This window comes from Streptomyces sp. NPDC043908 (assembly GCF_056435525.1).
The window spans coordinates 218,855-239,565 of sequence record NZ_JBWKEI010000013.1 but is presented as its reverse complement, the minus strand read 5'-3'; the positions used below and the strand labels follow the sequence as shown (position 1 = coordinate 239,565).

Here is a 20,711-nt window from a genome sequence, read left to right as displayed (position 1 = left end):
GCGGGACCTGTGGCCCCTGCACCCCGGGGCTTCCCGAGGGCTGCGCCCCCGGACCCCCCTTGCGGGGCCTGCGGCCCCTGCACCCCGCTTCTTTCGTCTGCGGACCGTGCTGGGTTGCTCGCGCAGTTCCCCGCGCCCCTAACTACCTGGGGGCGCGGGGAACTGCGCGCTCAGCCACAGACAACCCGCAGACGACCACCGGCCCTTCAGGGGCGCGGGGAACTGCGCGACCGGCCACAGCGCACCCGCAGACGACCTCCGGCCCGATAAGGGGCGCGGGGAACTGCGCGAGCAACCCTCCACCGGCCCGCAGTCGAACCTCCGCCCGATAAGGGGCGCGGGGAACTGCGCGAGCAACCCTCCACCGGCCCGCAGGCGAATCCCCAGCCGAAAAGGGGCGCGGGGAACTGCGCGAGCGACCCACCACCGGCCCGCAGGCGAATCCCCAGCCGATCAGGGGCGCGGCCAGCCCGCCACCGGCCCGCAGGCGAATCCCCGGCCCACCAGGGGCGCGAGCAACCCTCCAGCGGCCCGCAGGCGAATCCCCGGCCGATCAGGGGCCCGGGCCACCCCCGCCCCCGGTGGCCCGCACCCGTACGCTGGACCCCGTGCAGGTACTTCACGATGCCCCCCTCGCCCCCCTCACCACCTTCCGGCTCGGTGGGCCGGCCTCTCGGCTCGTCGTGGCCGGTTGCGATGACGACGTCATCTCCGTCGTGCGGGAGGCCGACGAGGCGCGGGTGCCGTTGCTCGTCATCGGTGGGGGCAGCAATCTCGTCATCGGGGACAAGGGGTTCGCCGGGACCGCCCTGCGGATCGCCACCACCGGGTTCCGGCTGGAGGGGACGCGGCTCGACGTGGCCGCCGGGGAGGTCTGGAGCGACGTCGTGGCCCGCACCGTGGAGGCCGGGCTCGCCGGGATCGAGTGTCTGGCCGGGATTCCCGGATCCGCCGGCGCCACCCCGATCCAGAACGTGGGCGCGTACGGCCAGGAGGTCTCCTCCACCATCCGCGAGGTCGTCGCGTACGACCGGGCCGAGCGGCGCACCGTGGTGCTGACCGCCGCCGAGTGCGACTTCTCCTACCGCCACAGCCGGTTCAAGGCCCACCCCGACCGGTACGTCGTCCTGCGCGTCCGCTTCGAGCTGGAGGACGCCGGCGGGCTCTCCGCGCCCATCAAGTACGCCGAGACCGCCCGCGCCCTCGGCGTCGAGCCCGGCGACCGCGTCCCGGCCGCCACCGCCCGCGAGACCGTCCTCAAGCTGCGGGCCGGCAAGGGCATGGTGCTGGACGCCGAGGACCACGACACCTGGTCCGCCGGGTCCTTCTTCACCAACCCGATCCTGGGGGAGCGCGAATACCGCGCGTTCCTGGAGAAGGCCGCCGCGCGGCTCGGCGACGACGTCTCCCCGCCCGCCTGGGACCTCGGGGACGGGCTGACCAAGACCTCCGCCGCCTGGCTCATCGACAAGGCCGGGTTCACCAAGGGGTACGGCACCGGCCCCGCCCGGATCTCCACCAAGCACACCCTCGCCCTCACCAACCGCGGCGGCGCCACCACCGAGGACCTGCTCGCCCTCGCCCGCGAGGTCGTCGCGGGCGTGGAGCGCGCCTTCGGGGTGACCCTCGTCAACGAGCCGGTGACCGTCAACGCCGAGATCTGATCTCACCCGCCGGGGTCAGTAGGCCACGCAGACGCCCTGCTTCACGGTCGCCTGGTCGGTGATCATCCGCAGCATCGCGTCCGCCACGTCCGCCCGCCCGATCGTGCGCGCGCTGCGCGGGGTGGCCCCCACGGCCGTGCGGTACGTGCCGGTCCTGGGCTTGTCGACCAGGCGGACCGGGCGGACCGCCGTCCAGTCCAGGGCCGAGGCGGCCAGCTCGGCCTCGGTACGGCGCAGGTCCTCGTAGACGTCCTTCAGGACCCGGGTGACGATCGCCAGGGTCAGCCGGTCCAGGAACGGGTCGTCGGGCGCCTCCGGGCCCACCGGTCCCGCGCTCACCACCAGCAGCCTGCGGGTGCCCTCCGTGTCCATCGCCTTCACGATCGAGCGGGTCAGCCGGGCCGTGACGCCCGTCGCCGCGTCGGCCCGCTTGTTCGCGCCGAGCCCCGAGAGCACCGCGTCCCGGCCCGCCACCGCCGGACGCAGGGACTCGGGGTCCGAGAGATCGCCCCGGACGACCTCCAGGCCCGTCCCCGTCGTCGTGAACCGCGCCGGGTCCCGGACCACCGCCGTGACCTGGTGTCCCCCGGCCAGCGCCTGGCGGACCAGCTCCGTGCCGATCCTGCCCGTCGCACCGAAAACCGTGAGCTTCATCTGCGTTCACCCTCCCCTGGTGGATGGTCGTTCCTCCGCCAAGGGTGCCCAAGGTGTCAGGAGGCCAGCCAGGAATCCACCCCGGCGATCAACTGCGACTTCACCGCCTGCGGCGCGGCCGAGCCGCGCACCGACTGCCGTGCCAGCTCCGCCAGTTCGGCGTCGGTGAAGCCGTGGTGGAGGCGGGCGAACTCGTACTGGGCGGCGAGGCGGGAGCCGAACAGGAGCGGGTCGTCGGCGCCGAGCGCCAGTGGCACGCCCGCCTCGTACAGGGTGCGCAGCGGGACGTCCTCGGGCTTCTCGTACACGCCGAGGGCGACGTTGGAGGCGGGGCAGACCTCGCAGGTGATGCCGCGCTCGGCCAGCCGCCGCAGCAGGCGCGGGTCCTCGGCGGCGCGCACCCCGTGGCCGATGCGGGTGGCGTGCAGATCGTCCAGGCAGTCCCGCACGGACGCGGGACCGGCCAGCTCGCCGCCGTGCGGCGCCGCCAGCAGCCCGCCCTCCCGGGCGATCGCGAAGGCGCGGTCGAAGTCGCGCGCCATGCCCCGGCGCTCGTCGTTGGAGAGCCCGAAGCCGACCACGCCCCGGTCGCCGTACCGCACGGCGAGGCGGGCCAGGGTGCGGGCGTCCAGCGGGTGCTTCATCCGGTTCGCCGCGACCAGGACCCGCATCCCGAGCCCGGTCTCGCGCGCGGCCGTCTCCACCGCGTCCAAAATGATCTCCAGGGCCGGGATGAGCCCGCCGAGCATCGGCGCGTAACTGGTCGGGTCGACCTGGATCTCCAGCCACCCCGAGCCGTCCCGGACGTCCTCCTCGGCGGCCTCGCGCACCAGCCGCTGGATGTCCTCGGGGGCGCGCAGACAGGAGCGCGCGATGTCGTACAGGCGCTGGAAGCGGAACCAGCCGCGCTCGTCGGTGGCCCGCAGCTTCGGCGGCTCGCCGCCCGTCAGCGCGTCGGGCAGGTGCACGCCGTACTTGTCGGCGAGCTCCAGCAGCGTCGTGGGGCGCATCGACCCCGTGAAGTGCAGGTGCAGATGGGCCTTCGGCAGGTCTCGTACGTCACGAACGCGCTCCATTGAAGGATCTTGCCGCACGCCACCGGCATCCGACAGCCCCTTTCCCCGATCGGGACCTTGTCCGAACGCGGGAACGGACCACCGACTCATGTGAGTCGGTGGTCCGTTCCGGGCAGCACTCCGGCGCGGAACGCCTCAGTCGCGCGCCTCCGCCAGCAGCTTCTGGATCCGCGAGACGCCCTCGACGAGGTCCTCGTCGCCCAGCGCGTAGGACAGGCGCAGATAGCCCGGGGTGCCGAAGGCCTCGCCCGGGACGACCGCGACCTCGGCCTCCTCCAGGATCAGCTCGGCGAGCTCGACGGAGGACTGCGGGCGCTTGCCGCGGATCTCCTTGCCGAGCAGGCCCTTCACCGAGGGGTACGCGTAGAACGCGCCCTCGGGCGTCGGGCAGACCACGCCGTCGATCTCGCTGAGCATCCGCACCATGGTCTGGCGGCGGCGGTCGAAGGCGGTGCGCATCTCGGCCACCGCGTCGAGGTCGCCGGAGACCGCGGCGATCGCCGCCACCTGGGAGACGTTGGCGACGTTGGAGGTGGCGTGCGACTGGAGGTTGGTCGCGGCCTTGATGACGTCCTGGGGGCCGACGATCCACCCGACCCGCCAGCCGGTCATCGCATACGTCTTGGCGACGCCGTTGACCACGACGCACTTGTCGCGCAGCTCGGGCAGGAGCGCGGGCAGCGACACGGAGACCGCGTCCCCGTAGACCAGGTGCTCGTAGATCTCGTCGGTCATCACCCACAGGCCGTGCTCGACGGCCCAGCGGCCGATCGCCTCGGTCTCGGCCTCGGTGTAGACCGAGCCGGTGGGGTTGGACGGGGAGACGAAGAGGACGACCTTGGTCTTCTTCGTACGAGCGGCTTCCAGCTGCTCCACCGAGACCCGGTAGCCGGTGGTCTCGTCGGCGACGACCTCGACCGGGACACCGCCCGCGAGGCGGATCGACTCCGGGTAGGTGGTCCAGTACGGCGCCGGGACGATGACCTCGTCGCCCGGGTCCAGGATCGCCGCGAAGGCCTCGTAGATCGCCTGCTTGCCGCCGTTGGTCACCAGGATCTGCGAGGGGTCGACCTCGTAGCCGGAGTCGCGCAGGGTCTTGTCGGCGATGGCCTTCTTGAGCTCGGGCAGGCCGCCGGCCGGCGTGTAGCGGTGGTACTTCGGGTCGCGGCAGGCCGCCGCGGCCGCCTCGACGATGTAGTCCGGGGTCGGGAAGTCGGGCTCACCGGCGCCGAAGCCGATCACCGGGCGCCCGGCGGCCTTGAGGGCCTTGGCCTTGGCGTCGACGGCGAGGGTCGCGGACTCGGAGATCGCGCCGATGCGCGCGGAGACCCGGCGCTCGGTCGGAGAAGTTGCAGCGCTCATACCGGCCATCGTCCCAGACCCGCCGCGGCCCGGGCACACCGGTTTCAGGGACCGGACAGGGCGCTCGCGCGGGCCGTTCGGGGCATCCGCGCCGAGCCGTCGGGAGGTATCTGTTCGACGCCGGGCGCAGGACCACGTACACTCACCTGTCGTTGGCCTCCACCAACCGATCCACTCCGGGCACTCGGTGCACTCGGGCGGATGCGGTAGGTTGGGGGAACCACAAAGGGTCGTAGCTCAATTGGTAGAGCACTGGTCTCCAAAACCAGCGGTTGGGGGTTCAAGTCCCTCCGGCCCTGCTACACACACCTTCGCCAGGATGTGTGCGCATGTACGTACTTCTATGCACCGCCGTGCGGCTCCACCGGGCGCGGCACGGCCACGACCCGGAATCAGGTGAGAAGCGTGACGGACGCCGTGGGCTCCATCGACATGCCTGATGCCCAGGACGAGGCCTCTGCGGACCAGGACTCCAAGAAGAAGTCCCGCAAGGGCGGCAAGCGCGGCAAGAAGGGCCCCCTGGGCCGTCTCGCGCTCTTCTACCGCCAGGTCGTCGCCGAGCTGCGCAAGGTCGTCTGGCCGTCGCGCAACCAGCTGTCGACGTACACCACCGTGGTGATCGTGTTCGTCGTCATCATGATCGGCATCGTGACCGTGATCGACACCGGATTCCAGCACGTCGTCAAGTACGTCTTCGGCTGATCCGCTGCGTAAGGGCGCCCACCCGGCGCCTTTTTCGCATTGTTCCACCCATCTGTAGCCAGGAAGAAGCAGCCACGTGTCTGACCCGAATGTGAACGACGCCCTCGAGTCGGCGGAGTCCGTGGAGGACCAGCTCGACATCGTCGAGGCGGCGGACGCCGAGGCCGACGAGGTCGAGGCTGCCGACGCCGAGGCGGGCGAGGCGGCCGAGCAGGCGGCGCTCCACGTCGAGGACGCCGAGCACGTCGAGGACGACGCCGAGCTGGACGCCGAGGAGACCGCGTCCGTCGAGGATGCCGAGGGATCCGACGACGCCGAGGCCTCTGCGGACGCCGAGGGCACCGAGGACGAGGACGCCGAGGAGGCTCCCGAGGAGCCCGCCGCGCCCGTCGACCCGGTCGAGGCCCTGCGCCAGGAGCTGCGCGGTCTGCCCGGCGAGTGGTACGTGATCCACACCTACGCGGGCTACGAGAAGCGCGTGAAGGCCAACCTGGAGCAGCGCGCCGTCTCGCTGAACGTCGAGGAGTTCATCTACCAGGCCGAGGTGCCCGAGGAAGAGATCGTCCAGATCAAGAACGGCGAGCGCAAGAACGTCCGGCAGAACAAGCTGCCCGGTTACGTTCTCGTCCGCATGGATCTGACGAACGAGTCCTGGGGCGTCGTCCGCAACACCCCGGGCGTCACCGGCTTCGTGGGCAACGCCTACGACCCGTACCCGCTGACCCTGGACGAGATCGTCAAGATGCTCGCCCCGGAGGCCGAGGAGAAGGCCGCCCGCGAGGCCGCCGAGGCCGAGGGCAAGCCGGCTCCGGCCCGCAAGGTCGAGGTCCAGGTGCTCGACTTCGAGGTGGGCGACTCGGTCACCGTCACCGACGGCCCGTTCGCCACGCTCCAGGCCACGATCAACGAGATCAACGCCGACTCGAAGAAGGTCAAGGGCCTCGTCGAGATCTTCGGCCGCGAGACCCCGGTCGAGCTCAGCTTCGACCAGATCCAGAAGAACTAGTTCTTCCGGACCACACGTCTTCCGAACAGGTCAGACGGGCTCTCAAAGCCTGTCTGACCTGCTCGGTTTTTAGCCGCAGACAGATACCCGTTATCGTTGTGCGGTATGCCTCCATCCGGATGATCGGATGTCAGGCGGTTCACTCTCACTAGGACCCGGAGAGAGCAATGCCTCCCAAGAAGAAGAAGGTCACGGGGCTTATCAAGCTCCAGATCAACGCCGGTGCGGCGAACCCGGCCCCGCCGGTCGGCCCCGCGCTCGGTCAGCACGGCGTCAACATCATGGAGTTCTGCAAGGCCTACAACGCGGCCACCGAGTCGCAGCGTGGCTGGGTGATCCCGGTGGAGATCACGGTCTACGAGGACCGTTCCTTCACCTTCATCACCAAGACCCCGCCGGCCGCGAAGATGATCCTCAAGGCCGCGGGTGTCGAGAAGGGCTCCGGCGAGCCGCACAAGACCAAGGTCGCGAAGATCACCGAGGCCCAGGTCCGCGAGATCGCCACGACGAAGCTCGCCGACCTGAACGCCAACGACCTGGACGCCGCGTCCAAGATCATCGCTGGCACCGCCCGTTCCATGGGCATCACGGTCGAGGGCTGATCCCAGCTCACCCCGTTTGACCTCAGTGGTAGGGCCAAGCGCTGGTCCGTACCACGACTCCATGACTGCCACGCGGCGTCAGCCGCATGGTGTTACTGCATACAGGAGCAGAAGTGAAGCGCAGCAAGACTCTCCGCGCTGCGGACGCCAAGATCGACGCGGACAAGCTCTACGCCCCGCTCGAGGCCGTCCGTCTCGCCAAGGAGACCTCCGCGACCAAGTTCGACGGCACCGTCGAGGTCGCCTTCCGCCTGGGTGTCGACCCGCGCAAGGCCGACCAGATGGTCCGTGGCACCGTGAACCTCCCGCACGGCACCGGTAAGACCGCCCGGGTCCTGGTCTTCGCGACCGGTGACCGTGCCGAGGCCGCGCGTGCCGCGGGCGCCGACATCGTGGGCTCGGACGAGCTCATCGACGAGGTCGCCAAGGGCCGTCTGGACTTCGACGCCGTCGTCTCCACCCCGGACCTCATGGGCAAGGTCGGCCGCCTCGGCCGCGTGCTCGGCCCGCGTGGTCTGATGCCGAACCCGAAGACCGGCACGGTCACCCCCGACGTCGCCAAGGCGGTCGAGGAGATCAAGGGCGGCAAGATCGAGTTCCGCGTCGACAAGCACTCGAACCTGCACTTCATCATCGGCAAGGTGTCCTTCGACGACACCAAGCTGGTGGAGAACTACGGCGCCGCTCTGGAGGAGATCCTCCGTCTGAAGCCGTCCGCCGCCAAGGGCCGGTACATCAAGAAGGCGACCATCGCCACCACGATGGGCCCCGGCATCCCGGTCGACTCCAACCGCACCCGCAACCTCCTCGTCGAAGAGGACCCGGCCGCGGTCTGACCGGACCGGGCCTCGGCTCGCCTCGGCTGATCCAGAGCCGGGCCCCGCACCTCTCCAAAGGCGCGGGGCCCGGCTTTTTTGTCGCAACCGCGTCCCAACGGCCCCGGGCGGCCGGGGTGTTGTCCGACCCCTGCGCTACCGTCGAGGGGTAAGGGAATGAGCATTCGAGGGGGAGCGCATGAGCACCAGTTCCGTTCGGCGTACGGGTATCTCACTGGTCGCGGTCGCGGCGGCCCTGGTGGGCGTCGCCGCCTGCGGCGGGTCCGACAGCGGGCACAAGAGCGCGCCGACCCAGGGGCACAAGGGCGGGTCGGACTTCAGCCCGGTGGCGGCCCTTCAGGCGGTCCAGAAGAAGACGGACGGGGCGGGTTCCGCCAAGGTCGAGATGACGATGTCCATGGGCGCCGTGATGGGCCTGGAGGGCAAGGGCAGCCTGGCGTGGGGCGACGGCTTGACCGGCGTCATGCGGCTGAAGTACACCCAGGGCGCCCAGGCGCAGACCATGAAGCAGATGGGCGCCGACGGCATCGACGCGCGCTATCTGCGCGACGCCTACTACGCCGACATGGGCCCCCAGTTCGCCAAGAGCCTCGGCGGCAAGCACTGGATCCGCTACGGGTACGACGACATGGCCAAGCTGATGGGCCCGGTCGGCGCTGTCATGAAGGACCAGATGCAGAACTCGACGCCCCAGCAGAGCGTGAAGGCGCTGCTGGCCTCGGGTGACGTGAAGAAGGTCGGCACCGAGGACGTCCGCGGTGTCCAGGCCACGCACTACTCGGGCACGGTCGACATGGCCAAGCTCGTGGACCGCAGCTCGGGCCTGGACGCGAAGACGCTGGAGGGCTTCAAGAACCAGATGACCCAGAGCGGCATCACCACCGACACGGTCGACCTCTGGGTGGACAAGAACGATCTGCTGGTGAAGAAGACCGAGCGCGCCGCGACGAAGAACGGCGAGCTGAACAGCACGGCGTACTACGCGGACTACGGCGTCAAGGTCTCCACCGAGGCCCCGCCGGCCTCCGACACCGTGGACTTCACGACGATGATCAAGCCGAAGGCGTCCGGTCAGCCCTCGTAACCCGGCGCAACGGCGGACATAATCCGCCCACCTGTCACAGCCCTTGGGTTACGGTGCACACGTTCTGCCCGTTCGACGGTGTTCGACGGCCGTCGGCGGGACTCACGGCACGGGGCTTCAAGGGGTGGGGAACATGACCAGGTCCGGATGGACGCGGACGGCGCTGTCGATGGCGACGGCCGCCGTGGTGGTGGCCGGGACGGCGGGCTGTGGCGGCGAGGACAAGGCCGGCAAGAAGGCCGACGGCGCCGCGGGCGCCCAGAAGGCCGCCGTCGCCCCGCAGTCCCGCGACGCCGCCTCGCGGATGCTCGCGGCGGCGTACCGGAAGACCGCCGCGGCCAAGTCCGCCAAGGTCCGGATGACCATGACGGCTCCCGCCTCCCTGGGGGAGGACGGGGGCCGGACCGAGACCAGCGGGGTCATGGTCTGGAATCCGACAGCCATGGACCTCACCGTGACGTCCTCGGTGGCCAAGGGCATGGGGGGCGCCGCCGAGAAGACCCGGATGCTTTGGGTCGACAACGTCATGTACCTGGACACGAGCGCCATGGGCGAGTCGGTCAAGGAGTTCGGCGGCAAGCGCTGGTTCAAGTTCGACCTGACCGCGCTGGCCAAGCAGTCCGGCGAGGACCAGCTGGTCAAGCAGATGACCGCCGGCATGGAGAACATGAACCAGGACCCGGCCCAGCAGCTCGCCCTGCTGCTCGGCTCGCCGAACCTGAAGCACCTGGGCGCCGAGCGGGCCGACGGCGTCTCCTGCGAGCACTACAAGGGCACGCTCACCGTCGACGAGATGGTGAAGAACAGCAAGATGCTCGACACCCTGCCCCCCAAGGACCGCGAGCAGCTCCTGACGAACATGAAGAAGACCGGCATCAAGGGGTACGACACCGAGGTCTGGGTCAACGCGGACGGCTACCCGGTCCGGATGGACGTCGCGATGAACAGCCCCCAGGGCAGGATCAGCACCTCCGCGCACTACGCGGACTACGGCACCGAGGCCCGGATCACGGCCCCGGCCAAGAGCGACACGGCCGACCTGGCCGAGATGCTGAAGGACCTGGGCGACCTGGCCCGCAAGGACGGCGCCGCCGGCGGTCCCGGCGGCGTCTGACGGTCCCGTACGACCGGATTTGCTCGATCCGCCACCCGTCACGTACGCTTCCCCAGAAGCCAAAGACCGCTGGTCGTTGCCGTGCCTTCGTAAGAGGGGGCGGTGGCCGAAGGTTCCGCTGCATGCGGACGACCCGCGCAGGTGACTGTGGAAAGTTCCCGGACTCTGTCCGGTGGAGCTACGCCCCGTGCACTTGCGCCGGGGCGTTTTTTATGTCGCGGTCCCTTCTGAGCGGTCCTCATCACCCGGAAGGAGGCCGACGCTCATGGCAAGGCCCGACAAGGCTGCCGACGTAGCCGAGCTCGAGGACAAGTTCCGCAGCTCGAACGCCGTCGTGCTGACCGAGTACCGGGGTCTCACCGTGGCGCAGCTCAAGACGCTGCGCCGTTCGCTCGGTGAGAACGCCCAGTACGCCGTGGTGAAGAACACGCTGACCAAGATCGCGGCGAACAACGCCGGGATCACCTCGCTCGACGACCAGTTCACTGGTCCGACGGGTGCCGCCTTCATCACCGGTGACCCGGTGGAGTCGGCCAAGGGTCTGCGTGACTTCGCCAAGGAGAACCCGAACCTGATCATCAAGGGCGGTGTCCTTGATGGCAAGGCGCTGTCCGCCGATGAGATCAAGAAGCTCGCGGACCTCGAGTCCCGCGAGGTTCTGCTCAGCAAGCTGGCCGGCGCGTTCAAGGGCAAGCAGTCCCAGGCTGCCTCGCTCTTCCAGGCGCTGCCGTCGAAGTTCGTCCGCACCGCGGAAGCGCTTCGCGTCAAGCTCGCCGAGCAGGGCGGTGCCGAGTAATTCGGCTCGCGCAGTGATCCGCGCCGCCTAGTGCGCGGGTCGTAGCGGGCCGTTACGCCCGCCTCTCTATACAACCGGCACCTGCCGAATTAGTGGAAGGATCGCCCATCATGGCGAAGCTCTCTCAGGACGACCTCCTCGCCCAGTTCGAGGAGATGACCCTCATCGAGCTCTCCGAGTTCGTGAAGGCCTTCGAGGAGAAGTTCGACGTCACCGCCGCCGCGGCCGTCGCCGTTGCCGGCCCCGCCGGCCCGGGCGCCCCGGCCGAGGCCGAGGAGGAGAAGGACGAGTTCGACGTCATCCTCACCGGTGCGGGCGACAAGAAGATCCAGGTCATCAAGGTCGTGCGTGAGCTGACCTCCCTGGGCCTGAAGGAGGCCAAGGACCTCGTCGACGGCACCCCGAAGCCGGTCCTCGAGAAGGTCAACAAGGAGGCCGCCGAGAAGGCTGCCGAGTCCCTCAAGGCTGCCGGTGCGGCCGTCGAGGTCAAGTGACCTCACGAGTCCTCTGACTCACCGCGCGTGAAGCCCCTGGAGGGCCTGTAACGCGCACACACCAAAGGGCGATCATCCATTCGGGTGGTCGCCCTTCGGCGTACCCGGGCGTCGCCGTGACGGCTGCCTTGCACGGGGGGCGACAGGGAGTATGGTGATCATCGCCGTACGCCCCCGGTACGCCTCGTGGCCGCAGGAGCCGTAACGGAGCGATCTCCGCGGAGCTGAGGGGTCTTGACGAACCGCACGCAGCGCGCAATTCTCAGGACGCGTCGTCACAACGATCCGGATCCGAGGCATGGATCGACGGCGAAGAGGGCAGTATCGATGTGCGCCTCACGGCGCGTGGCCGGCCGAGGTACTGAGAAGAACAATGAGGGTCGCGAAAAATCCGCCCTGGACATCAGTGGGCCGAGTGGCTACACTGACCCTTTGCGCTGCCTGTTAGCTGCCCCCTGCCCGTCACCAGGGGCATGCCCTCGCTTGAGCATCGTTGATTGAACTGCCCTGACCTGGCCTTTCAGCCTCAATCAGGAAACGTCTCTCTCTGTGCCCTCGTGGGACCGGTACGCGCGTAGTGAGTCCGAGCCCTCGGAAGGACCCCCTCTTGGCCGCCTCGCGCAACGCCTCGACCGCCAATACGAACAACGGCGCCAGCACCGCCCCGCTGCGCATCTCCTTTGCAAAGATCAAGGAGCCCCTCGAGGTTCCGAACCTCCTTGCGCTGCAAACCGAGAGCTTTGACTGGCTGCTCGGAAACGCCGCGTGGAAGGCTCGCGTCGAGGCCGCTCTCGAGAACGGACAGGACGTCCCCACGAAGTCCGGTCTGGAGGAGATCTTCGAGGAGATCTCCCCGATCGAGGACTTCAGCGGGTCGATGTCGCTGACCTTCCGCGACCACCGTTTCGAGCCTCCGAAGAACTCGATCGACGAGTGCAAGGAGCGCGACTTCACGTTCGCGGCCCCGCTCTTCGTCACCGCCGAGTTCACCAACAACGAGACCGGCGAGATCAAGTCCCAGACGGTCTTCATGGGCGACTTCCCGCTCATGACCAACAAGGGCACCTTCGTCATCAACGGCACCGAGCGTGTCGTGGTGTCGCAGCTGGTGCGCTCGCCGGGTGTCTACTTCGACTCCAACATCGACAAGACGTCCGACAAGGACATCTACACGGCCAAGATCATCCCGTCCCGGGGTGCCTGGCTCGAGATGGAGATCGACAAGCGCGACATGGTCGGTGTCCGCATCGACCGCAAGCGCAAGCAGTCCGTCACCGTCCTCCTGAAGGCTCTCGGCTGGACCACCGAGCAGATCCTGGAGGAGTTCGGCGAGTACGAGTCGATGCGCGCCACCCTGGAGAAGGACCACACCCAGGGCCAGGACGACGCGCTGCTCGACATCTACCGCAAGCTGCGCCCGGGCGAGCCGCCGACGCGCGAGGCCGCTCAGACGCTGCTCGAGAACCTCTACTTCAACCCCAAGCGCTACGACCTCGCGAAGGTCGGCCGCTACAAGGTGAACAAGAAGCTCGGCGCGGACGAGCCGCTGGACGCCGGCGTCCTCACCACGGACGACGTCATCGCGACCATCAAGTACCTGGTCAAGCTGCACGCGGGCGAGACCGAGACGGTCGGCGAGTCGGGTCGGAACATCGTCGTCGAGACCGACGACATCGACCACTTCGGCAACCGTCGTCTGCGCAACGTCGGCGAGCTCATCCAGAACCAGGTCCGTACGGGCCTGGCGCGTATGGAGCGCGTCGTGCGTGAGCGCATGACGACCCAGGACGTCGAGGCGATCACGCCGCAGACCCTGATCAACATCCGGCCGGTCGTCGCCTCCATCAAGGAGTTCTTCGGCACCAGCCAGCTGTCGCAGTTCATGGACCAGAACAACCCGCTGTCGGGTCTCACCCACAAGCGCCGTCTGTCGGCTCTTGGCCCGGGTGGTCTCTCCCGTGAGCGGGCCGGCTTCGAGGTCCGTGACGTGCACCCGTCGCACTACGGCCGCATGTGCCCGATCGAGACCCCCGAAGGCCCGAACATCGGTCTGATCGGCTCGCTCGCCTCCTACGGCCGCGTCAACGCGTTCGGCTTCATCGAGACGCCGTACCGCAAGGTCGTCGACGGCCAGGTCACCGACGAGGTCGACTACATCACGGCCGACGAGGAAGACCGCTTCGTCATCGCCCAGGCCAACGCCGCGCTCAACGACGAGCTCCAGCTCACCGAGGCCCGCGTCCTGGTCCGCCGCCGTGGCGGCGAGGTCGACTACGTGCCGCCGGCCGAGGTGGACTACATCGACGTCTCGCCGCGCCAGATGGTGTCGGTCGCGACCGCGATGATCCCCTTCCTGGAGCACGACGACGCCAACCGTGCCCTCATGGGCGCGAACATGATGCGTCAGGCCGTCCCGCTCATCAAGAGCGAGGCGCCGCTCGTCGGCACCGGCATGGAGTACCGCTGCGCCACCGACGCCGGTGACGTGCTCAAGGCGGAGAAGGACGGTGTGGTCCAGGAGGTCTCCGCGGACTACATCACCATCGCCAACGACGACGGCACGTACACCACGTACCGCCTGCACAAGTTCTCCCGCTCGAACCAGGGCACCTCGGTCAACCAGAAGGTTGTCGTGGACGAGGGCGCCCGCGTCATCGAGGGCCAGGTCCTCGCCGACGGTCCGGCGACCGAGAACGGCGAGATGGCGCTGGGCAAGAACCTGCTCGTGGCGTTCATGCCGTGGGAGGGTCACAACTACGAGGACGCGATCATCCTGTCGCAGCGCCTCGTGCAGGACGACGTCCTCTCCTCGATCCACATCGAGGAGCACGAGGTCGACGCCCGTGACACCAAGCTCGGCCCCGAGGAGATCACCCGGGACATCCCGAACGTCTCCGAGGAGGTCCTCGCCGACCTCGACGAGCGCGGCATCATCCGTATCGGTGCCGAGGTCGTCGCCGGCGACATCCTCGTCGGCAAGGTCACGCCCAAGGGCGAGACCGAGCTGACGCCGGAGGAGCGCCTGCTCCGCGCGATCTTCGGCGAGAAGGCCCGTGAGGTCCGTGACACCTCGCTGAAGGTGCCGCACGGCGAGACCGGCAAGGTCATCGGCGTCCGCGTCTTCGACCGCGAGGAGGGCGACGAGCTTCCCCCCGGTGTGAACCAGCTGGTGCGCGTGTACGTGGCGCAGAAGCGCAAGATCACCGACGGTGACAAGCTCGCCGGCCGTCACGGCAACAAGGGCGTCATCTCGAAGATCCTGCCGATCGAGGACATGCCGTTCCTGGAGGACGGCACCCCGGTCGACATCATCCTCAACCCCCTGGGTGTCCCGTCCCGAATGAACCCGGGACAGGTCCTGGAGATCCACCTCGGCTGGCTCGCCAGCCGCGGCTGGGACGTCTCCGGTCTCGCCGAGGACTGGGCCCAGCGGCTCCAGGCCATCGGCGCCGACCAGGTCGCCCCCGGCACCAACGTCGCGACCCCGGTCTTCGACGGTGCCCGTGAGGACGAGATCGCCGGTCTCTTCGAGGCCACGATCCCCAACCGCGACGGCGACCGCCTGGTGCAGCCGTCCGGCAAGGCCAACCTGTTCGACGGCCGCTCCGGTGAGCCGTTCCCGGACCCGATCTCGATCGGGTACATGTACATCCTCAAGCTGCACCACCTGGTCGACGACAAGCTGCACGCCCGCTCGACCGGTCCGTACTCGATGATCACCCAGCAGCCGCTGGGTGGTAAGGCCCAGTTCGGTGGCCAGCGATTCGGTGAGATGGAGGTGTGGGCGCTGGAGGCTTATGGCGCCGCGTACGCCCTCCAGGAGCTGCTGACCATCAAGTCCGACGACGTCACCGGCCGTGTGAAGGTCTACGAGGCCATCGTCAAGGGCGAGAACATTCCCGAGCCCGGCATTCCCGAGTCCTTCAAGGTGCTCATCAAGGAAATGCAGTCGCTCTGCCTCAACGTGGAGGTGCTGTCCTCGGACGGCATGTCCATCGAGATGCGCGACACGGACGAGGACGTCTTCCGCGCTGCGGAGGAGCTCGGTATCGACCTGTCCCGGCGCGAGCCGAGCAGCGTCGAAGAGGTCTGACGGGTCTGGTGGGGGCTCTCCCGTAGAGCCCCCGCCGTCCCAGGACCCCCCTCAGACCATCTTGAAGAATCGACCCCGAAAGAGGGATTGACGACAAGTGCTCGACGTCAACTTCTTCGACGAGCTGCGGATCGGCCTCGCCACTGCTGACGACATCCGTCAGTGGTCCCACGGTGAGGTCAAGAAGCCGGAGACCATCAACTACCGCACCCTCAAGCCCGAGAAGGACGGACTCTTCTGCGAGAAGATCTTCGGTCCGACCCGGGACTGGGAGTGCTACTGCGGCAAGTACAAGCGCGTCCGCTTCAAGGGCATCATCTGCGAGCGCTGTGGCGTCGAGGTCACGCGTGCCAAGGTGCGCCGTGAGCGGATGGGCCACATCGAGCTTGCCGCTCCCGTGACCCACATCTGGTACTTCAAGGGCGTTCCCTCGCGCCTTGGCTACCTGCTCGACCTCGCGCCGAAGGACCTCGAGAAGGTCATCTACTTCGCCGCGTACATGATCACGTTCGTGGACGAGGAGCGCCGTACGCGCGACCTGCCGTCGCTGGAGGCCCACGTCTCCGTCGAGCGCCAGCAGATCGAGAACCGCCGCGACGCCGACCTCGAAGCCCGCGCCAAGAAGCTCGAGACGGACCTCGCCGAGCTGGAGGCCGAGGGCGCCAAGGCCGATGTGCGCCGCAAGGTGCGCGAGGGTGCCGAGCGCGAGATGAAGCAGCTGCGCGACCGCGCGCAGCGCGAGATCGACCGTCTGGACGAGGTCTGGTCGCGCTTCAAGAACCTCAAGGTCCAGGACCTCGAGGGCGACGAGCTGCTCTACCGCGAGCTGCGTGACCGCTTCGGCACGTACTTCGACGGCTCGATGGGTGCCGCTGCTCTGCAGAAGCGCCTGGAGACCTTCGACCTCGACGAGGAGGCCGAGCGCCTCCGCGAGATCATCCGCACCGGCAAGGGCCAGAAGAAGACCCGTGCGCTCAAGCGCCTCAAGGTCGTCTCCGCGTTCCTGCAGACCAGCAACAGCCCCAAGGGCATGGTGCTTGACTGCGTGCCGGTCATCCCGCCGGACCTGCGTCCGATGGTGCAGCTGGACGGTGGCCGCTTCGCGACCTCCGACCTGAACGACCTGTACCGCCGCGTGATCAACCGCAACAACCGTCTGAAGCGTCTGCTCGACCTCGGTGCCCCCGAGATCATCGTGAACAACGAGAAGCGGATGCTCCAGGAGGCGGTCGACGCCCTCTTCGACAACGGCCGTCGCGGTCGCCCGGTCACGGGCCCCGGCAACCGTCCGCTGAAGTCCCTCAGCGACATGCTGAAGGGCAAGCAGGGTCGATTCCGTCAGAACCTTCTCGGTAAGCGCGTGGACTACTCCGCGCGTTCCGTGATCGTCGTCGGTCCGCAGCTGAAGCTGCACCAGTGCGGTCTGCCCAAGGCCATGGCGCTGGAGCTCTTCAAGCCGTTCGTGATGAAGCGCCTGGTCGACCTGAACCACGCGCAGAACATCAAGAGCGCCAAGCGGATGGTCGAGCGCGGCCGCACGGTGGTCTACGACGTCCTCGAAGAGGTCATCGCCGAGCACCCGGTCCTGCTGAACCGTGCGCCCACGCTGCACCGCCTCGGCATCCAGGCCTTCGAGCCCCAGCTGGTCGAGGGCAAGGCCATCCAGATCCACCCGCTCGTCTGCACCGCGTTCAACGCGGACTTCGACGGTGACCAGATGGCCGTCCACCTGCCGCTCTCCGCGGAGGCGCAGGCCGAGGCCCGCATCCTGATGCTGTCCTCGAACAACATCCTCAAGCCGGCCGACGGCCGGCCGGTGACGATGCCGACGCAGGACATGGTCCTGGGTCTGTTCTTCCTCACCACGGACGAGGAGGAGCGCCAGGTCAAGGGTGAGGGCCGCGCCTTCAACTCGACCGCCGAGGCGATCATGGCGTTCGACGCCCGGGAGCTCTCGCTCCAGGCGAAGATCGACATCCGCTTCCCGATCGGCACGGTCCCGCCCCGCGGCTGGACCCCGCCGGTCGACGAGGACGGCGAGACGACCTGGCAGCAGGGCGACTCGTTCCGGCTGCGCACCTCCCTGGGCCGCGCGCTCTTCAACGAGCTGCTGCCCGAGGACTACCCGTTCGTCGACTACTCGGTGGGCAAGAAGCAGCTCTCCGAGATCGTCAACGACCTGGCCGAGCGCTACCCCAAGGTCATCGTGGCGGCGACGCTCGACAACCTGAAGGCGGCGGGCTTCTACTGGGCGACCCGTTCCGGTGTCACCGTGGCCATCTCCGACGTTGTGGTCCCCGAGGCCAAGAAGGCGATCGTCGCGGGCTACGAGGCGCAGGACGAGAAGGTCCAGAAGCAGTACGAGCGCGGTCTGATCACCAAGGACGAGCGCACGCAGGAGCTCATCGCGATCTGGACCAAGGCGACCAACGAGGTTGCCGAGGCGATGAACGCGAACTTCCCGAAGACGAACCCCATCTTCATGATGGTTGACTCGGGTGCCCGAGGAAACATGATGCAGATGCGTCAGATCGCGGGTATGCGTGGTCTGGTGTCGAACGCGAAGAACGAGACCATCCCGCGTCCGATCAAGGCGTCCTTCCGTGAGGGCCTCACCGTTCTGGAGTACTTCATCTCCACGCACGGTGCCCGTAAGGGTCTGGCGGACACCGCCCTGCGTACCGCCGACTCGGGTTACCTGACCCGTCGTCTGGTGGACGTCTCGCAGGACGTGATCATCCGCGAGGAGGACTGCGGCACCGACCGCGGCCTGAAGCTGAAGATCGCGGTCAAGGGCGAGGACGGTGTGCTCCGCAAGACGGAGGACGTCGAGACCTCGGTCTACGCCCGCATGCTCGCCGAGGACGTCGTCGTCGACGGCAAGGTCATCGCGCCGGCCAACGTGGACCTCGGTGACGTGCTCATCGACGCGCTGGTCAACGCGGGCGTCGAGGAGGTCAAGACCCGCTCGGTCCTGACCTGTGAGTCGGCGGTCGGCACCTGTGCCTTCTGCTACGGCCGCTCGCTGGCCACCGGCAAGCTGGTCGACATCGGTGAGGCGGTCGGCATCATCGCCGCCCAGTCCATCGGTGAGCCCGGTACCCAGCTGACGATGCGTACCTTCCACACCGGTGGTGTGGCCGGTGACGACATCACCCAGGGTCTGCCCCGTGTCGTCGAGCTCTTCGAGGCTCGTACGCCCAAGGGTGTCGCCCCGATCTCGGAGGCGGCCGGCCGCATCCGGATCGAGGAGACCGAGAAGACCAAGAAGATCGTCGTCACCCCGGACGACGGCAGCGACGAGACGGCGTTCCCGATCTCCAAGCGTGCCCGTCTGCTCGTGGGCGAGGGCGACCACGTCGAGGTGGGCCAGAAGCTCACCGTGGGTGCCACCAACCCGCACGACGTGCTCCGGATCCTCGGTCAGCGCGCGGTCCAGGTCCACCTGGTCGGCGAGGTCCAGAAGGTCTACAACTCGCAGGGCGTGTCGATCCACGACAAGCACATCGAGATCATCATCCGGCAGATGCTGCGCCGAGTGACGATCATCGAGTCCGGCGACGCGGAGCTGCTGCCGGGCGAGCTCGTCGAGCGCTCGAAGTTCGAGACCGAGAACCGTCGTGTGGTCACGGAAGGCGGCCACCCGGCCTCCGGCCGTCCGCAGCTGATGGGTATCACCAAGGCCTCGCTGGCGACGGAGTCCTGGCTGTCGGCCGCCTCCTTCCAGGAGACGACCCGAGTCCTGACGGATGCGGCGATCAACGCCAAGTCCGACAGCCTCATCGGCCTCAAGGAGAACGTCATCATCGGTAAGCTCATCCCGGCCGGTACGGGTCTGTCCCGCTACCGCAACATCCGGGTCGAGCCGACCGAGGAGGCCAAGGCCGCGATGTACTCGGCCGTCGGCTACGACGACATCGACTACTCGCCGTTCGGCACGGGCTCCGGCCAGGCCGTTCCGCTGGAGGACTACGACTACGGTCCGTACAACCAGTAAGGCGTACGTCTGCTGAAAGGGCGCCCACTCCGTTTCACACGGGGTGGGCGCCCTTCGGCGTATCGTGGGTGGCGCTTGTCGAACGCATATTCGAAAGGCGGTGCGGCCGATGGGGATGAGCGCCCAGGAGCGGTTGGTGGACGTGGTGGTGGCCGCGGTGGAGGTGGCGGCCGAGGCGGGCGAGTCCGGTACGTACACCGCCGATGTCGGCCGCACGCTCGGGGCGGTCGTGGCCAAGGTGGGGGCACGGATCGCGGTCGACGGGGAGGCGCGCGGGTTCTCCAGCGGGTGGCGGGAGGCGATGGCGTTCGTGTCCGGGGGTGGATCGGAGGGGGGCGGGCGGATCGTACGGATGCCGGTGCGCGGGGGAGAGGGGGAGGTCACGCCGGGGTGACGTGGGGTGTGGTGGGGGTTGGCGAGGGGGCGGCGGAGGCGGGTCGGGGGTGACTGGGGGCTGGTTCGGGGGTGGCTCGGGGAGTTGCGGGGGCGCACGCTGGGGTGCGTGCGAGCGTGCGCGCACATTGGGGAAGTGCGGCGAGGCCCGGAACCTCGCCACAAAATCCTTACAGCGCTGGCCGGGTCGGCCATTAATTCCTTGCGCGCAAGCGCGATAGTCTGGTCCTGCTTCGGAGGGAGGCGATCACATGACCACCAGCGAGCTCGACCGGTTCGCGGCCTGGATCGAGGACCTGATCCGCAGGCGCGGCTTCGACATCGACAGCCCGCGCGGTGGTGGCCGGTCGCGCCTCGCCGACGAGGCCGGGGTGCACCGGGCCGCCGTCACCCGGCTGCTCCAGCGCCAGAGCATGCCGGACCTGGAGACGACGCGGCGGCTGGCGCACGTGCTGGAGGTGCCGGTACGGGAGATGCTGATCCGGTCCGGGCGGCTCACGGAGGAGGACCTTCCGCTGCCGTCCGTGCGGGTGGGGGTGGCCGCGCCTGCGGCGTCGCTCACGCTGGAGGAGGCGGCCGTGGGGCTCGGGGTGCCGCCTGAGCAGCGGGCGATGTTCATCAAGGTGGCGGGGCAGTTCTTGCCGGAGGCGGGGGGCAGGGGGGCGGGGTCCGGGTCCGGCTCTGGGTCTGGGTCCGGGTCGGGGTCCGGGTCCGTGGGGTCCCGCTAGGCGGGGCTGTCGTTCGGCTGCGGGTCGGTGGGGGCTGGTCGCGCAGTTCCCCGCGCCCCTGAACCCGCTTTCGTCTGCGGGCCGTGGTGGGTTGCTCGCGCAGTTCCCCG

At 68.5% G+C, this 20,711-nt stretch carries 16 protein-coding genes and 1 tRNA gene; 14 read left to right on the top strand and 3 right to left on the bottom strand.

All coding sequences use genetic code 11. From position 1 onward, the window contains the following. Window positions 1-581 precede the first annotated feature (581 nt). Window positions 582-1,664 (top strand): UDP-N-acetylmuramate dehydrogenase, encoded by a 1,083-nt coding sequence (locus tag AC069K_RS27305; RefSeq protein WP_358833582.1) that lies wholly within the window; start codon window positions 582-584, stop codon window positions 1,662-1,664. Between the two features lie 15 nt (window positions 1,665-1,679). Here AC069K_RS27305 and AC069K_RS27300 read toward each other — a convergent pair whose 3' ends face one another. The 3 genes from AC069K_RS27300 to AC069K_RS27290 all read right to left on the bottom strand — a co-directional run bounded on the left by AC069K_RS27300 (window position 1,680) and on the right by AC069K_RS27290 (window position 4,756). Further along, window positions 1,680-2,318: an NAD(P)-dependent oxidoreductase gene (locus tag AC069K_RS27300; RefSeq protein WP_478620741.1), complete on the bottom strand. Its 639-nt coding sequence runs from the start codon at window positions 2,316-2,318 to the stop codon at window positions 1,680-1,682. A gap of 56 nt (window positions 2,319-2,374) precedes the next feature. Further along, window positions 2,375-3,394: an adenosine deaminase gene (locus tag AC069K_RS27295; RefSeq protein ID WP_358833580.1), complete on the bottom strand. Its 1,020-nt coding sequence runs from the start codon at window positions 3,392-3,394 to the stop codon at window positions 2,375-2,377. 135 nt (window positions 3,395-3,529) lie between these two features. Further along, on the bottom strand, window positions 3,530-4,756 hold the full coding sequence (locus AC069K_RS27290) for a pyridoxal phosphate-dependent aminotransferase (RefSeq protein WP_365107161.1): 1,227 nt from the start codon (window positions 4,754-4,756) through the stop codon (window positions 3,530-3,532). A 226-nt stretch (window positions 4,757-4,982) separates the two neighbouring features. Between AC069K_RS27290 and AC069K_RS27285 the strand changes: the two genes are divergently transcribed. The 13 genes from AC069K_RS27285 to AC069K_RS27225 all read left to right on the top strand — a co-directional run bounded on the left by AC069K_RS27285 (window position 4,983) and on the right by AC069K_RS27225 (window position 20,601). After that, window positions 4,983-5,055 (top strand) — tRNA-Trp (locus tag AC069K_RS27285). Window positions 5,056-5,161: 106 nt separating this feature from the next. Further along, entirely contained in the window at window positions 5,162-5,458 is a 297-nt protein-coding gene (gene secE, locus AC069K_RS27280; protein ID WP_358833578.1) for a preprotein translocase subunit SecE, read from the top strand. Window positions 5,459-5,534: 76 nt separating this feature from the next. Next, on the top strand, window positions 5,535-6,464 hold the full coding sequence (gene nusG / locus AC069K_RS27275) for a transcription termination/antitermination protein NusG (protein ID WP_478620738.1): 930 nt from the start codon (window positions 5,535-5,537) through the stop codon (window positions 6,462-6,464). A 167-nt stretch (window positions 6,465-6,631) separates the two neighbouring features. Next, complete coding sequence (gene rplK / locus AC069K_RS27270; protein WP_053731185.1) at window positions 6,632-7,066, top strand: 50S ribosomal protein L11; 435 nt, start codon at window positions 6,632-6,634, stop codon at window positions 7,064-7,066. A 113-nt stretch (window positions 7,067-7,179) separates the two neighbouring features. After that, on the top strand, window positions 7,180-7,902 hold the full coding sequence (gene rplA / locus AC069K_RS27265; RefSeq protein ID WP_358833576.1) for a 50S ribosomal protein L1: 723 nt from the start codon (window positions 7,180-7,182) through the stop codon (window positions 7,900-7,902). A gap of 178 nt (window positions 7,903-8,080) precedes the next feature. Beyond that, on the top strand, window positions 8,081-8,986 hold the full coding sequence (locus AC069K_RS27260) for an SCO4651 family lipoprotein (protein ID WP_478620735.1): 906 nt from the start codon (window positions 8,081-8,083) through the stop codon (window positions 8,984-8,986). 133 nt (window positions 8,987-9,119) lie between these two features. Continuing rightward, window positions 9,120-10,100 (top strand): SCO4651 family lipoprotein, encoded by a 981-nt coding sequence (locus AC069K_RS27255; RefSeq protein WP_478620733.1) that lies wholly within the window; start codon window positions 9,120-9,122, stop codon window positions 10,098-10,100. A 265-nt stretch (window positions 10,101-10,365) separates the two neighbouring features. Next, the gene (gene rplJ, locus AC069K_RS27250) at window positions 10,366-10,896 is read left to right on the top strand and encodes a 50S ribosomal protein L10 (protein WP_358833573.1); all 531 of its coding nucleotides are present in this window, start codon (window positions 10,366-10,368) and stop codon (window positions 10,894-10,896) included. A 110-nt stretch (window positions 10,897-11,006) separates the two neighbouring features. After that, the gene (gene rplL / locus AC069K_RS27245) at window positions 11,007-11,390 is read left to right on the top strand and encodes a 50S ribosomal protein L7/L12 (protein WP_358833572.1); all 384 of its coding nucleotides are present in this window, start codon (window positions 11,007-11,009) and stop codon (window positions 11,388-11,390) included. Between the two features lie 607 nt (window positions 11,391-11,997). Continuing rightward, the gene (rpoB, locus tag AC069K_RS27240; protein ID WP_358833571.1) at window positions 11,998-15,483 is read left to right on the top strand and encodes a DNA-directed RNA polymerase subunit beta; all 3,486 of its coding nucleotides are present in this window, start codon (window positions 11,998-12,000) and stop codon (window positions 15,481-15,483) included. A 97-nt stretch (window positions 15,484-15,580) separates the two neighbouring features. Beyond that, window positions 15,581-19,480 (top strand): DNA-directed RNA polymerase subunit beta', encoded by a 3,900-nt coding sequence (locus tag AC069K_RS27235; RefSeq protein ID WP_365107175.1) that lies wholly within the window; start codon window positions 15,581-15,583, stop codon window positions 19,478-19,480. Window positions 19,481-19,589: 109 nt separating this feature from the next. Beyond that, a complete protein-coding gene (locus tag AC069K_RS27230) occupies window positions 19,590-19,874 on the top strand; it encodes a hypothetical protein (RefSeq protein ID WP_358833569.1) in 285 nt (94 codons plus the stop codon). 250 nt (window positions 19,875-20,124) lie between these two features. Next, window positions 20,125-20,601 (top strand): helix-turn-helix domain-containing protein, encoded by a 477-nt coding sequence (locus tag AC069K_RS27225; RefSeq protein ID WP_365107178.1) that lies wholly within the window; start codon window positions 20,125-20,127, stop codon window positions 20,599-20,601. Window positions 20,602-20,711 lie beyond the last annotated feature (110 nt).

What these genes read in the sequence shown, in the direction of transcription:
- AC069K_RS27300 (WP_478620741.1), bottom strand. Translation starts at nt 2,318, where the DNA reads ATGAAGCTCACGGTTTTCGGTGCGACGGGCAGGATCGGCACGGAGCTG.
- AC069K_RS27295 (WP_358833580.1), bottom strand. Translation starts at nt 3,394, where the DNA reads ATGGAGCGCGTTCGTGACGTACGAGACCTGCCGAAGGCCCATCTGCAC.
- AC069K_RS27290 (WP_365107161.1), bottom strand. Translation starts at nt 4,756, where the DNA reads ATGAGCGCTGCAACTTCTCCGACCGAGCGCCGGGTCTCCGCGCGCATC.
- rplK (WP_053731185.1), top strand. Translation starts at nt 6,632, where the DNA reads ATGCCTCCCAAGAAGAAGAAGGTCACGGGGCTTATCAAGCTCCAGATC.
- AC069K_RS27260 (WP_478620735.1), top strand. Translation starts at nt 8,081, where the DNA reads ATGAGCACCAGTTCCGTTCGGCGTACGGGTATCTCACTGGTCGCGGTC.
- AC069K_RS27255 (WP_478620733.1), top strand. Translation starts at nt 9,120, where the DNA reads ATGACCAGGTCCGGATGGACGCGGACGGCGCTGTCGATGGCGACGGCC.
- rplJ (WP_358833573.1), top strand. Translation starts at nt 10,366, where the DNA reads ATGGCAAGGCCCGACAAGGCTGCCGACGTAGCCGAGCTCGAGGACAAG.
- rplL (WP_358833572.1), top strand. Translation starts at nt 11,007, where the DNA reads ATGGCGAAGCTCTCTCAGGACGACCTCCTCGCCCAGTTCGAGGAGATG.
- AC069K_RS27230 (WP_358833569.1), top strand. Translation starts at nt 19,590, where the DNA reads ATGGGGATGAGCGCCCAGGAGCGGTTGGTGGACGTGGTGGTGGCCGCG.
- AC069K_RS27225 (WP_365107178.1), top strand. Translation starts at nt 20,125, where the DNA reads ATGACCACCAGCGAGCTCGACCGGTTCGCGGCCTGGATCGAGGACCTG.